Here is a 13,250-nt window from a genome sequence, read left to right on the forward strand (position 1 = left end):
ATGTCCGCCCCAGCTGCGCAGGTACCAGTCAGCACCACACGCAGCGGCGGGTCCGCGCCAGAACCGAGGACCGGTCGCCGGAAGCCGAAGCTGAGCTTCCGGCACCGGGCCTCGGCCTGGGATCGTCGATACTCGCCGTACCTCTACATCAGTCCGTTCTTCATCCTCTTCGCCGTGGTCGGGCTCTTCCCGCTGATCTACACCGCATGGGTCGCCACCCACGACTGGGACCTGATCATGGGTCAGGGAGAGTTCATCGGTGGCGAGAACTTCATGGCGGTGCTGGGGGAGCGGGGCTTCTGGATCTCGCTGCGCAACACGCTCTCGATCTTCATCCTCTCCTCCGCGCCCCAGGTGGTCATCGCGATCCTGATCGCCTACCTGCTGGACTACAACCTCCGGGCCAGGACCTTCTGGCGGATGGGCGTGCTGATCCCCTACGTGGTCACCCCCGTCGCCGTGGCGCTGATCTTCTCGAACCTGTTCGGGGACCGATTCGGTCTGGTGAACTCGATCCTGGAGACCGTGGGCATCGACGCGATCGGCTGGCACTCCGGGACGCTTCCCAGCCACCTGGCCATCGCCACCATGGTGAACTTCCGCTGGACCGGGTACAACGCGCTGATCTTCCTCGCGGCCATGCAGGCGGTGCCACGTGACCTCTATGAGGCGGCGGCGATCGACGGCGCGGGCAAGGTCCGCCAGTTCATCTCGGTGACCATCCCGAACCTGCGTCCCACCATCATCTTCGTGATCATCACCTCGACCATCGGCGGGCTGCAGATCTTCGACGAGCCGCGGATGTTCGACCAGTACGGTCGCGGCGGCACCGACGGGCAGTGGCAGACCATGACCATGTATCTCTACGAACTCGGCTGGACCCGTTCGGACTTCGGGCAGGCCTCTGCGGTGGCCGTGCTGCTGTTCCTGCTGATCGTGGCCATCGGACTGATCAACTTCGTCATCACCCGCCGCATCTCAAGCTCGGAGGTCAAGCGATGAGCGCGCTCGAAGAGAAGCCGCTGCCGATCATCCCGCGCACGGGACCGGCCAGCGCACCGAAGAACGACGCCGACCCGTTCGGCCGCCGCGGATCGGGGCCCGGAGACGGTTCCCGCCGACGTCGGCGAGGCGGCTCCGGCGGCCCTGGCCGCGGACCGGGGTGGATCGTCTACGGCTGCCTGGCAGCGGTGATTCTGGGCAGCATGTTCCCGCTCTGGTGGTCCTTCCTGATCGGAAGCCATGACTCCACCATCTTGTCCCGGGACTCCTTCCCGCTGCTCCCGGGTGGGAACTTCTTCTCCAATGCCGTCGAGGTGATCGACACCGTTCCCTTCTGGCGGGCCACGATGAACTCGGTGATCGTCTCCACCGTCACCGCGGTCTCGGTGGTCTTCTTCTCCACCCTGGCCGGCTACGCCTTCGCGAAGCTGCGCTTCAAGGGTGCGGTCCCGCTGCTGGTCTTCGTGATCGCCACCATGGCGATCCCCACCCAGCTCGGCGTGGTCCCGCTCTACCAGGTGATGGCCCGGCTGGGCTGGACCGGGGAGCTGCAGGCGGTCATTGTGCCGGGACTGGTCACCGCCTTCGGCGTGTTCTGGATGACCCAGTACCTGCGCCAGGCGATCCCGGACGAGCTCATCGAGGCCGCCACTGTGGACGGGTGCTCCATGATCCGCACCTTCTTCCACGTCGCGCTGCCCGCCGCGAAACCGGCGGCGGCGATGTTGTTCCTCTTCACCTTCGTCCTGAACTGGACGAACTTCTTCTGGCCGTTCATCGTGCTCGGCCCGCAGAACCCCACCCTGCCGGTGGCGCTGCAGCAGCTGCAGGCCGCGCACTTCGTGGACTACTCACTGGTCCTGGCGGGAGCCACCATGGCCACCATCCCGCTGCTCATCCTGTTCATCTTCACGGGCCGTCAGCTCGTATCCGGAATCATGCAAGGAGCCGTCAAACAATGACTTCCTCACTCACCGCCCGCACCACCGACGCCAGCAGCGCTGTGGCTTTCCCCACCGACTTCCTCTTCGGCTCGGCCACCGCGGCCTACCAGGTGGAGGGCGCCGCGGCAGAAGGTGGCCGGGCCCCCTCGGTGTGGGACACCTTCGCCCACACCCCCGGGAAGGTCCACGAGGGCGAGACCGGAGACGTGGCCTGCGACCACTTCCACCGCTTCCGGGAGGACGTGGCGCTGATGAAGCGGCTGAACCTTAAGGTCTACCGGTTCTCGGTCAGCTGGTCCCGAGTGATGCCCGATGGGGTCAACGTGAACCCGGAGGGGCTGAAGTTCTACTCAGACCTGGTCGATGAGCTGCTGGCCGCGGGCATCCTGCCCTGGCTCACGCAGTATCACTGGGACCTGCCCCAGGCGCTGGAGGATGCGGGCGGCTGGGCGAACCGACAGACCGCTGAGCGCTTCGCCGACTACGCGGTCACCCTGCATGAGGCCCTGGGAAGCCGGGTCCGGCACTGGACCACGCTGAACGAGCCCTGGTGTGCGGCCTTCCTCGGCTACGCCAACGGACACCACGCTCCGGGCCGGACCTCACCGGAGGATGCCCTGGCGGCGGCGCATCACCTGCTGCTCGGGCACGGGCTCGCGGTCGGCGCGCTGCGACGTCGTGATCCGGAGCTCGAGCTGGGACTGACGCTGAACTTCACCGACTACCGCCCCGCGGACCCGGCCTCGCCGGGAGACGTGGATGCCGCCCGGCGTCTGGATGGCAGCTTCAACCGGTTCTTCGCCTCCGCGATCTTCCACGGGGCCTACCCGTCCGATGTGCTTGAGGACCAGGCCGGACTCTGGCGCGAAGGCCTGGTCCAGCCTGGAGATCTGGAGATCATCTCGACGCCGATCGATGTGCTCGGAGTCAACTTCTACACCGGAGAGCTGCTCACGGGTGCGGACCCGGAGCACGCCGCCCAGGCGGCCGCCGCGGCACGCGCCCAGGGAGCCCCGAACCCGAACGTGGGATCGGAGCATGTCTCCTCGATCCCGCGCGGGCTGCCGGCCACCGCCATGGGCTGGGAGGTCTTCCCGCAGGGGCTGCATGACCTGCTGCTGCGGCTGCACCGGGAGTACACCGGGCCCGCCGGGGTGGCGCTCTATGTCACCGAGAACGGCGCGGCCTACCCCGATGCGCCCGATGCCGCGGGCTTCGTCCAGGACGACGACCGGCTCAGCTACATCCGGGAGCACCTGCACGCGGTGCACCAGGCGATCTCCTCCGGCGCGGACGTGCGCGGCTACTTCGTGTGGTCGCTGCTGGACAACTTCGAGTGGGCCTTCGGCTACGACCGCCGGTTCGGGATCGTGCGGGTGGATTACGATACGCTTGCGCGCATTCCGAAGGCCTCCGCGAACTGGTATGCACAGGTGGCGGCCACGGGCGTGGTGGACTGACCAGGCCACCTGGCCCTGGTGCGCACATCCGACGAAGGGGGAACTGATGCCGGCTCGGCGACTGCCGACTCTGGAGGATGTGGCGGCCAGGGCAGGGGTCTCACGCGCCACCGCCTCGCGCGCGGTCAACCTCGATCCGCGGGTGCGCTCGCAGTCTCGGCTCGCGGTGGAGGCTGCGGTCACCGAGCTCGGCTATCGGCCGAACCGGGCCGCGCGCTCGCTGGTGATCCAGGAGGTGGACTCCATCGCCGTCGTCGTGCCCGAGGCCGAGGACCGGGTCTTCGCGGATCCGTTCTTCGCCTCGATGCTGGCCTCGATCACCCAGCGGCTGGCGGACTCCCCGGTGCAGGTGCTGCTGGCCATGGGTCAGCCGGGGGGCCGGCAGAAGATCGAGCGGTATCTGCGCGGGGGATACACCGATGGGGCCATCATCGTCTCGCATCACCGCGACGACGACCTCTCGGGTGTGCTCCATGAGACCAAGCTGCCCGCGGTCTATGTGGGTCGACCCTACGCCGGGGACGTCGGGATCCCCTGGGTGGATGTGGACAACAACTTCGGGGCCACCCTCGCGGCGGAGCATCTGATCGGCCTGGGACGACGTCGGCTGGCCACCATCGCCGGGCCGCAGGACATGGCGGCAGGCTCGGACCGGCTCGCCGGGTGGAGGGCTGCGCTGGATGGTGCCGGCCTGGACTCAGACCTCGTGGAGTTCGGGGACTTCACCTCGGCCTCCGGGGCGGCGGCGATGGAGCGTCTGCTCGAGCGTGCCCCGGAGCTCGACGGAGTCTTCGTCGCCTCGGACCTGATGGCGGTGGCCGCCATGCACGAGATGCAATCTCGAGGGATCGCGGTGCCGGAGCAGATCGCGGTGGTCGGATTCGATGACTCACACGCCGCGCAGCTGACCCGCCCGCCGCTGACCACAGTGATCAACCCGGTGGGGGAGCTCGCTGGCCGAGCCGTGGACCTGCTGCTGCAGCTGATGAAGGGGGAGGCCGTGGACCCGGTGGTGCTGCAGACGCAGATGGTGAAACGGACATCTGGGTGACATTCCGATGAACTTGCTTCAGTTTTGAAATAAATTGCGGCAGACTGCTGTTGGCATCATCGACCAACCACGATGGCTCCGCGCGTTCGGCGCGGACCGGCAACCCTTAGGAGACCTCTTCATGGCACATCTGACCACCGGCACCTGGAACCTCGACTCCGCACACTCCGAGATCGGCATGACCGTGCGCCACGCCGGGATCTCCAAGGTGCGGGCCATCTTCGAGGAGGCCGAGGCCACCCTCGTCGTCTCCGAAGGTGACGTGGCGACCCTGGACGCCCGCGTCAAGGCCGTATCCTTCAACTCCAAGAACGCCGATCGCGACGCCCACGTCCGCGGCGAGGACTTCCTGGATTCCGAGAACCACCCGGAGCTCACCTTCGTGGCGCAGAACATCACCGCCAGCGGCGAGGAGTTCGAGATCTCGGGCGATCTGAGCATCCGCGGGGTCACCAAGCCGGTGACCTTCGAGGTGGAGTTCGGCGGCCAGGCCGTGGATCCCTTCGGCATGACCCGCGCAGGTTTCTCCGCGAACACCGTGATCTCCCGCAAGGAGTTCGGCCTGACCTGGAACGCAGCCCTGGAAGCCGGCGGCGTGCTGGTCGGCGACAAGGTCTCGATCGACCTCGAGGCAGCCTTCGTCCTGGAGCAGTGATCGCGTGACCGCAGGGCCCGACCACGAAACCTGGTAGATGCAAACACCAGGGGCCAGGGTCGGGCCCTGCGGCGTGCTGCCGCCCTTCCCGGCTCAGGAGGAGGAGAACGCCGCGTCAAAGGCGGCGTCCGAGGGCTCGAACGGGTGGGAGCGCACGAACTCCAGGGCCTGGGGCGCGCCGATGAGCCGGTCCATTCCGGCGTCCTCCCACTCCACGGAGAGCGGACCGGTGTAGCCGATCGCGTTGAGCATCCGGAAGGCATCCTCCCAGGGCACATCCCCACGTCCGGTGGAGATGAAGTCCCAGCCGCGTCGAGGATCGGCCCACGCCAGATGCGAGGACAACCTGCCGTTGCGACCGTTGAGCCGCTTCTTCGTGTCCTTGCAGTGCACGTGATAGATCCGGTCCTGGTAGTCCCAGAGGAATCCCACCGAGTCCAGGTCCTGCCAGACCATGTGGGACGGATCCCAGTTCAGACCGAAGGCCTCGCGGTGCCCGATCGCCTCCAGGGCGCGCTGGGTCGTCCAATAGTCATAGGCGATCTCCGAAGGATGCACCTCGTGGGCGAACTGGACCCCCACCTCGTCGAAGACATCCAGGATCGGGTTCCAGCGGTCGGCGAAGTCCCGGTACCCTGCCTCCACAAGCTCCGGTGAGACCGGAGGGAACATCGCCACGTACTTCCAGCTGGCGGAGCCGGTGAAGCCGGTCACGGTCTTGACCCCCAGCCGGGCCGCGGCCCGCGCGGTGTACTTCATCTCCTCAGCCGCCCGCTGCCGCACGCCCTCCGGGTCACCGTCACCCCAGATGTGATCGGGCAGGATGTCCCGGTGGCGGGCGTCGATCGGATCGTCGCAGACCGCCTGCCCGCGCAGGTGATTCGCGATCGTGTAGACCTTCAGCCCGTTCTTCTCCAAGATGTCCAGGCGGTCCTTCACGTAGGCATCGTCCTCAGCTGCGCGCCGTGGGTCCAGATGATCCCCCCAGCAGGCGATCTCCAGGCCGTCGTAGCCCCATTCCCCGGCGAGCCGGGCGACCTCCTCGAAGGGCAGGTCCGCCCATTGTCCGGTGAACAGCGTGACTGGTCGTGCCATGGTCTTCAGCTCCGTTCCTGATCGTGGATCTCGGTCCATTGGTGGGAGGCCCCGCTCGAGTGTTGGATCGCCTCCAGCACCTGCTGCACATGCAGTCCGTCCTCGAAGGAGGGCCGCGGGTCCTCCCCGGCGGCGATCCCACGCACCAGATCCACCACCTGATGGGTGAACCCATGTTCGTAGCCCAGTCCGTGGCCGGGCGGCCACCAGGCCTCGAGGTACGGGTGCTCCGGCTCGGTGGCCAGGATCCGGGTGAACCCCGAAGTCCGCGCCGGTTGAGTCGCATCGTAGTAGTGCAGGACGTTCATGTCTTCGAAATCGAAGCTGACCGCTCCCCGGGATCCTGAGATCTCGATGCGCAGCGCATTCTTCCGGCCCCAGGCGAAGCGGGAGGCCTCCAGGATCACCGGGGCTCCCGAGGTCAGTCGAGCGGTGACCAGCGCGGCGTCGTCCACCGTCACCGGGCCCATCCCGACGGCGTCGGGCGCCTCGACCGCGGTGCCGAGACCGCTGCCGAGTCCACCTGCGCTGCCGCCGATGCCCCCCGCCGCGACGGCGACCTTGGCGGCGAGCGGACGTTCAGCGACGATGGTGTCGAGCATCCCGGAGACCCCGGCGAAGCGCTGACCGGTGAGGAAGTAGGTCAGATCCACGATGTGGGCTCCGATGTCTCCCAGCGCCCCGGACCCGGCCCGGGTCTTGTCCAGCCTCCAGGACAGCGGAGCGGTCTCATCCCCGAGCCAGTCCTGCAGATACTGCGCCCGCACCTGACGCACCTCACCGATCCGGCCCTCGGAGATGAGCTCCTGAGCCAGCTTCAGCGCCGGCACGCGACGGTAGGTGAAGCCGACCATCGCGTGGATGCCCTGGGCTCGGGCGCGGTGGGCGGCGTCGTTCATCCGCTGCGCCTCCGCGACCGAGTTGGCCATCGGCTTCTCCACGAGCACGTGCTTGCCGGCCGCCAGCGCGGCTTCAGCGATCTCCGCGTGCGTGTCTCCGGGCGTGCAGATATCGACCAAGTCGACATCCTTGCGCTCGAGCACCCGCCGCCAATCGGTGGCAGATTCCACCCAGCCCAGCCGCTGCGCCGCCTGCTTGCTCCGCTGCACGTCACGACCGACGATCACCCGCATGCGCGGTTCCATCGGAAGGTCGAAGAACCGTGTGGCGGATCTCCAGGCCTGGGAGTGCACCCTGCCCATGAAGGCGTGCCCGATCATCGCCACGCCCAGGCGCGGCTTGTCTCGCTCAACCATGGCTGCCGCTCAGGATTCGAAGGCGTATGGCAGGTACTGGTCCACGTTCTCTTCGGTGACCACCGGGGCGTAGAGCTGGATCTCGCGCGGGACCTCGATCTGGACGAGGTCACCCAGGGCCCGTCCCTGAGCCAGCAGTCGAGCCAGTCGGACGCCGTCGGCCGCCTGGGTGGCGGGGTAGATGACTGTCGCCTCGACCACCGAGTCTCCGGACTCGATCTCGCGCATCATATTGGCTGAACCTGCACCGCCGACCATGAAGAACTCATCACGTCCGGCGTTCTCTATGGCGGCGAGGACCCCGACGCCCTGATCGTCGTCGTGGTTCCAGATCGCATCGATCTCCGGTGCTGCCTGAAGCAGGTTCGCGGTGGCGCTCTCTCCGCCGGCGACGGTGAAGTCCGCCGCGACCCGATTGTCCACGTCCAGGCCGCAGTCGCTGAGCGCCTGCTCGAAGCCCTCACTGCGGTCCTGGGTCAGCGGGAGCGAGTCGATGCCGGCGATCTCCGCCACCACCGCGTCCTCTTGATCGCCCAGCTGCTCACAGATGTACTCGCCGGCGGAGACTCCCATGCCGTAGTTGTCCCCAAGGATCGTGGTGCGAGCGGCGAAGGGGCTGGAGAACTCCCGGTCCACGTTGACCACCGGGATGCCGGCCTCCATCGCCTCGGTGGCCACCTCGGTCAGCGCGGCGCCGTCGAAGGGCAGGACCACGATCGCGTCGACATCGTCATTGATGAACTGTTCGATCTGGCTGATCTGCTGGTTCACGTCGTCGGTTCCCTCGGAGACGCGCAGGTCGACGTCTTCGAACTCTTCGCCCTGGGCCTGGGCGCCTTCGGTGATGGCGCCGATCCAGCCGTGTCCTGCGGCGGGCCCGGAGAAGCCGATCACGACTTCCTCACCGGGCTCCGCGTTGTCACCGGCCGGTTCGGCGGCGGCCGCCGCGGCGTCGTTGTCCTCTGTGTTGACCTCCTCCGGATCGTTGGAGAGACAGCCGCTGACGAGCAGGGTGGCTGAGATGAGCGCAGCGGCCGAGAGGTACCGGCGTGGGATGCGAGACATGATTCCTCCTGATGAGAGTTGATTCAGCTGTGCGAGTGTGTGATTCGAGATGAGTGGATGTGGGGTCACGTTCGGCTGTGGCTGGAGAAGCGCTGCTGCAGCAGCACGGCGCCGACGATGATGGCGCCGGTGACGACTGCCTGGACCGAAGAGTCGAGGTTGTTCTGGACGAAGACGTTGCGCAGCACCGCGAAGACCATGACGCCCAGGACGGTGCCGAAGATGGTGCCCCGGCCACCGGCGAGCAGGGTGCCACCGACAACGACGGCGGCGATCGCGTCGAGCTCGTAGAGGTAGCCGTGGGTCGAAGAGCCTGAGGTGGTCCGGCTGATCATCATGACCGCGCCGATGCCGGCGCAGAGTCCGGCGAGCGTGTAGATCATCACCAGGTGGCGCTTGACCTTGATGCCTGCCAGTCGGGCGGCCTCGGGATTGCCGCCCACCGCGATGGTGCGTCGTCCGAAGGTGGTCCGGTTCAGCAGGAACCAGCCGGCGGCGGCGACGATCAGGAACATCCAGACGATGATCGGGATGCCCAGCAGGTCACCGCGGAAGGTGCTGGTGAAGCCTTGGACGGTCACGATCTGGGTCTGCCGCCCGGAGATCAGCTCGGCGAAGCCGCGCGCGGCGACCAGCATCGCAAGCGTCGCGATGAACGGGACCACTCTGCCGTAGGCGATGATCACCCCGTTGAGCAGACCCGCCGCGGCACCCACCGCCAGAGCGGTGAAGAACATGATGAACCAGTGGATGTCGGTGGCCATCGCCTGAGTGCCCAGAGTCGTGGCCCAGATGGTGGCGAGTCCCATCACGGATCCCACCGAGAGGTCGATTCCGCCGGAGGTGATCACGAAGGTCACACCGACGCTGATCACCCCGATCACGGCCGCCTGCTGCAGGATCACCATCAGGTTCGCGACGCTGAGGAAGCGGTCACCGCCGGTGATCACGCCCAAGGCGATCAGGGCCGTCAGGGCGAGGATCAGTCCGAGGCTGTGCCCCAGGCTGAGGTTCGACCCCGCGACCGTCCTCTTGGGCTTGTCCTGCACTGGGCTGAGGTCTCGGCTCGGAAGCTCCTCCTCGGCAGAGGTTCCGGCGGGGGAGCCTGTTGCTGTTGTCTCACTCATCCGTGAGCTCCTTCCATCACAAGATCAAGCACCTGGTGTTCGTTGATGTCCTTGGTGGATCCGGTGTGGACCACGCGGCCGTCGGCGACGACCAGGACTCGATCGGCGAGCCCCAGGACCTCTTCGATCTCGCTGGAGACCATCAGCACCGCCGTGCCCTGCCGGCTCAGTTCGCGGACCAGACCATAGATCTCAGCCCGGGCGCCGACGTCGACGCCGCGAGTGGGCTCATCCAGCAGCAGCACCTCGCACCCGTGGACCAGCCAGCGGGCGAGCATCGCCTTCTGCTGGTTGCCTCCGGAGAGTGTGCGGATGCTGCGCTGCACATCGGCAGGGGAGAGGTGCAGCGCCTGGGCCTGCGCGCGGGCCGCGCTGCGTTCGGCACGCTCGTTGAGCAGTCCGGATCTGCCGAAGCGGGCGAAGGTGGAGAGGGTGATGTTGCGATAGATCGGTTCATCCAGCAGCAGTCCCTGGCTCTTGCGCTCCTCCGGGGCCAGGCCCACCCCGTGCTGCACCGCGTCCGGCACGGACCCGCGGCGCAGGCGCCTGCCTTTCACCCGGACCTCTCCGGTGGTGGCGCGGCGAGCCCCGTAGATGGTCTCCAGGATCTCTGAACGGCCTGCACCCACCAGGCCCGCCAGTCCGACCACCTCGCCCGGGCGGACATCGAAGGAGACCGGTTCGAAGACGCCCAGGAGGCTGAGTCCCTCGACTTCGAGCAGCGGCTGATCGCTTGTGGGCCCGATCGCAGCACCGCCGAAGTCAGAGATGACCTCGTGTCCGGTCATCAGCGCGATGAGTTCTCTGGTCGGGGTGTCGCTGACCTCGAGGCTGGTGGCCACGGTGCGCCCATCCTTGAGCACCGTGATCCGATCACCGATGCGCCGGATCTCTTCGAGGCGGTGTGAGATGTAGACCACCGCAACCCCCTGGTCTCGCAGCGTGTGCACCACGCGGAACAGGTTCTCCACCTCTTCCGGGTCCAGGACCGCGGAGGGTTCGTCCATGATGATCAGCTGGGCGTCGTGGGAGAGGGCCCGCGCCATTGAGACGATCTGTTTCCCGGCTGCGGAGAGCCGTCCGACCTCACGCTGAGCGGGGATCTCCGGATGGCCCAGGCGTCGGAGCAGATCACGGGTGTGCTCCAGGCTGGTGGATCGACGCAGCACGCCTCCGGTGCTGAGCTCGTGGCCGAGGAACACGTTCTCGGCGACGCTGAGCCCGTCGACGACGTCGAGCTCCTGATACATCGTGGCGATGCCCAGCCGCAGGGCCGCCATGGTGCTGTCGATGCTGACCGGCTCGCCCTTCCAGGAGATCTCACCCCCGGTGGGCTGGTGGGCCCCGGAGAGCACCTTGATCAGCGTGGACTTCCCGGCACCGTTCTGGCCCAGCAGGCAGTGCACCTCGCCGGGGCGGATGTCCAGGTCCACGCCGTCGAGGGCCTTGGCACCGGGGAAGTGCTTGCTGATGCCCCGCATGCGCAGGAGCTCCGACCCAGCATTTTGTGTGACCATGATCACAATAGTGAGCGCACTTCTGTCGGGTGTCAATCAAAAGTCGACCGGAATGTGAAAAACTTTAAAACTCCCGCAGTCAGAAGTGGGGGTGGTTTACTTGATCCATGGCCTACGTCTCCGTGATCGATGAGCAGAACGCAGTGGCCTCCGCGCCGTCTGGGAACACCCTGCCCAACAGCGCGGGCGCACTGTTCCAGCTGTTTCGGGACGGCACGCCGCGGACCCGGTCTGACCTGACCGCTATGACAGGATTTGCGCGCTCCACGATCTCCGCCAGGGTGGAAGAGTTGCTGAATGCCGCGCTCATCCGGCCGGCGGGTGAGAACTCCTCCACCGGCGGTCGTCCCCCGAGCACCTTCACCGTCAACCCCCTGGCCCGCTCCGTGCTGGCGGTGGATCTGGGGGGCACCCACGCCCGCATCGCCGTGACCGATCTGGCCACCAGGGTGCTCAGCGAGCGGCAGCAGGAGCTCGACATCACCCAGGGCCCGGTGGCTGTGCTCGACGCGGTGGGGAGAATCGGCCTGGAGCTGCTTCAGGAGGCCGGCCGCAGCCCGGAGGACCTGCTGGGCGTCGGGGTGGGTGTGCCCGGACCGGTGGAGTTCGCTACCGGCCGGCCGATGAGCCCGCCGATCATGCCCGGATGGGATCATTTCGACATCCCCGGACATCTGCGCCGCTGGTTCCCCGGGCCGATCCTGGTGGACAACGACGTCAACGCGATGGCCCTGGGAGAGCACGCCGTGGCCTATCCGCAGGTGGCCAACATGATGTTCGTGAAAGTGGCCACGGGGATCGGCTCCGGGATCATCAGCGACGGTCGACTCCAGCACGGCGCGCAGGGGGCGGCCGGGGATCTCGGGCATATCGCCACCCCGGACGGGGATGCGACGCCCTGCACCTGTGGGAATTCGGGCTGTCTGGAGGCGGTGGCCTCCGGGCCGGCGATTGCGGCCCAGCTGCGGGAACGTGGCTTTGACGTGCCGAACCATGCCGCGATGTTGGAGCTGGTGCGCTCCGGGGATCTGGAGGCCCTGCGCACCGTGCGCCAGGCCGGACGGCAAGTCGGATCGGTGCTGGCCGGCTGCGTGAACCTGCTCAATCCCTCGGTCATCGTGATCGGCGGGGTGGTCTCCACCGCCGGGGAGCATTTCCTGGCCGGCATCCGCGAAGCCGTCTACTCCCGATCGCTGCCCCTGGCCACCCAGCATCTGCGCATCGTGGCCAGCCAGACCACCGCGCGCGCCGGAGTGCTCGGCGCCTCAGCGCTGGTGACTGGTCACGGGCTCTCGGTCGAGAACGTTAACCGCCTGATCGGCTGATCTGTTTCAGGTCGACCCTGAGGTCACCGTGTGCTCGGACTCCCCGTCACGCTGTGCCTGGGCGCGCTGCTCCTGGGCGTTGCGCAGCGCCAGAACCAGGGCGGCGCCCAGCATCACCAGGGCGAGCCCCCAGCCGATCGTCGCCGTGTAGTCCGGAGCCTGTGGAATGGCGGAGAGCACGATCCCGATCGGGGCGAAGAACAGCAGCGCATTGATGATGTTTCTGCGACGTGCCATGTGTTCAGCCTCATTCTCGGAGAATCGGATTGTGACGCAGTTCTCTACGCTACCGGAGCCCTGGACAATGAAACAGAAAACCGCTCATCAGGATTGACGGCTGAGACCTCAGCCGATGTCATGGAGAAATGGATGTGCTTCTTCCAACTCTCAGCTTGATCATCGGCGCGGTATTGTTCACGATCTCGTTCCGCATGGTCAGCCAGGCCAATCCCAGCGAACGCATCCCCCAGCTCTGGGGCCGTCCGGCGCGCCACCCGCGTCGGATCTACGCGGTACGAGCCGCGGCCATCGGGCTGCTGCTCCTGGGAGTCGCCGGCTGGATCTCGACGCTCGGCTACGCCGGCCTGCTTCTGCTGCTGCCTGCCTTCCTGCCGGCGATGATCATGAACGTCCTGCATAACCGACGGGTGGCACGGGGACAGCATGGGCAGCGCGGGCACCCGGCGGCACAGCCTGCCGCCGCAGACTCGCCGCTCGGTCCCGGCCAGCGCTGACCCGCCCGCGGTGAAGACC

The 13,250-nt window shown here is 67.1% G+C and carries 13 protein-coding genes; 7 read left to right on the forward strand and 6 right to left on the reverse strand.

The window, feature by feature from the left end; translation table 11 throughout:
* The 5 genes from HNR11_RS04880 to HNR11_RS04900 all read left to right on the forward strand — a co-directional run bounded on the left by HNR11_RS04880 (nucleotide 1) and on the right by HNR11_RS04900 (nucleotide 5,112).
* Nucleotides 1-1,002: a carbohydrate ABC transporter permease gene (locus HNR11_RS04880; protein WP_179441362.1), complete on the forward strand. Its 1,002-nt coding sequence runs from the start codon at nucleotides 1-3 to the stop codon at nucleotides 1,000-1,002.
* Entirely contained in the window at nucleotides 999-1,964 is a 966-nt protein-coding gene (locus HNR11_RS04885; RefSeq protein WP_179441363.1) for a carbohydrate ABC transporter permease, read from the forward strand. The genes HNR11_RS04880 and HNR11_RS04885 overlap by 4 nt, the downstream gene beginning before the upstream one ends.
* Complete coding sequence (locus tag HNR11_RS04890; RefSeq protein ID WP_179441364.1) at nucleotides 1,961-3,406, forward strand: GH1 family beta-glucosidase; 1,446 nt, start codon at nucleotides 1,961-1,963, stop codon at nucleotides 3,404-3,406. The genes HNR11_RS04885 and HNR11_RS04890 overlap by 4 nt, the downstream gene beginning before the upstream one ends.
* Nucleotides 3,407-3,452: 46 nt before the next feature.
* Nucleotides 3,453-4,457, forward strand: a complete 1,005-nt coding sequence (locus HNR11_RS04895; protein ID WP_179441365.1) for a LacI family DNA-binding transcriptional regulator — start codon at nucleotides 3,453-3,455, stop codon at nucleotides 4,455-4,457.
* A gap of 121 nt (nucleotides 4,458-4,578) precedes the next feature.
* On the forward strand, nucleotides 4,579-5,112 hold the full coding sequence (locus HNR11_RS04900) for a YceI family protein (RefSeq protein WP_179441366.1): 534 nt from the start codon (nucleotides 4,579-4,581) through the stop codon (nucleotides 5,110-5,112).
* Nucleotides 5,113-5,205: 93 nt separating this feature from the next.
* On the opposite strand, the gene HNR11_RS04905 is transcribed toward HNR11_RS04900, so the two are convergent.
* The 5 genes from HNR11_RS04905 to HNR11_RS04925 all read right to left on the reverse strand — a co-directional run bounded on the left by HNR11_RS04905 (nucleotide 5,206) and on the right by HNR11_RS04925 (nucleotide 11,172).
* On the reverse strand, nucleotides 5,206-6,207 hold the full coding sequence (locus tag HNR11_RS04905; protein ID WP_179441367.1) for a sugar phosphate isomerase/epimerase family protein: 1,002 nt from the start codon (nucleotides 6,205-6,207) through the stop codon (nucleotides 5,206-5,208).
* Between the two features lie 5 nt (nucleotides 6,208-6,212).
* On the reverse strand, nucleotides 6,213-7,463 hold the full coding sequence (locus HNR11_RS04910; protein ID WP_179441368.1) for a Gfo/Idh/MocA family protein: 1,251 nt from the start codon (nucleotides 7,461-7,463) through the stop codon (nucleotides 6,213-6,215).
* 9 nt (nucleotides 7,464-7,472) lie between these two features.
* Nucleotides 7,473-8,528 carry a substrate-binding domain-containing protein gene (locus HNR11_RS04915; protein ID WP_179441369.1) on the reverse strand — a complete coding sequence of 352 codons (1,056 nt, stop codon included), beginning with the start codon at nucleotides 8,526-8,528 and terminating at the stop codon, nucleotides 7,473-7,475.
* A gap of 65 nt (nucleotides 8,529-8,593) precedes the next feature.
* Nucleotides 8,594-9,655, reverse strand: coding sequence for an ABC transporter permease (locus HNR11_RS04920; RefSeq protein ID WP_179441370.1), 1,062 nt, complete (start codon nucleotides 9,653-9,655; stop codon nucleotides 8,594-8,596).
* The gene (locus HNR11_RS04925) at nucleotides 9,652-11,172 is read right to left on the reverse strand and encodes a sugar ABC transporter ATP-binding protein (protein WP_179441371.1); all 1,521 of its coding nucleotides are present in this window, start codon (nucleotides 11,170-11,172) and stop codon (nucleotides 9,652-9,654) included. Before HNR11_RS04925 ends, HNR11_RS04920 begins: the two co-directional genes overlap by 4 nt.
* Nucleotides 11,173-11,279: 107 nt before the next feature.
* On the opposite strand from HNR11_RS04925, the gene HNR11_RS04930 reads away from it, so the two are divergent.
* The gene (locus tag HNR11_RS04930; protein ID WP_179441372.1) at nucleotides 11,280-12,497 is read left to right on the forward strand and encodes an ROK family protein; all 1,218 of its coding nucleotides are present in this window, start codon (nucleotides 11,280-11,282) and stop codon (nucleotides 12,495-12,497) included.
* Between the two features lie 6 nt (nucleotides 12,498-12,503).
* Here HNR11_RS04930 and HNR11_RS04935 read toward each other — a convergent pair whose 3' ends face one another.
* Entirely contained in the window at nucleotides 12,504-12,734 is a 231-nt protein-coding gene (locus HNR11_RS04935) for a hypothetical protein (RefSeq protein WP_179441373.1), read from the reverse strand.
* Between the two features lie 134 nt (nucleotides 12,735-12,868).
* Between HNR11_RS04935 and HNR11_RS04940 the strand changes: the two genes are divergently transcribed.
* Nucleotides 12,869-13,231: a hypothetical protein gene (locus tag HNR11_RS04940; RefSeq protein ID WP_179441374.1), complete on the forward strand. Its 363-nt coding sequence runs from the start codon at nucleotides 12,869-12,871 to the stop codon at nucleotides 13,229-13,231.
* The last annotated feature ends 19 nt before the right edge of the window (nucleotides 13,232-13,250 follow it).

Source organism: Nesterenkonia sandarakina (assembly GCF_013410215.1).
GTDB classification, from domain to species: Bacteria; Actinomycetota; Actinomycetes; order Actinomycetales; family Micrococcaceae; genus Nesterenkonia; species Nesterenkonia sandarakina.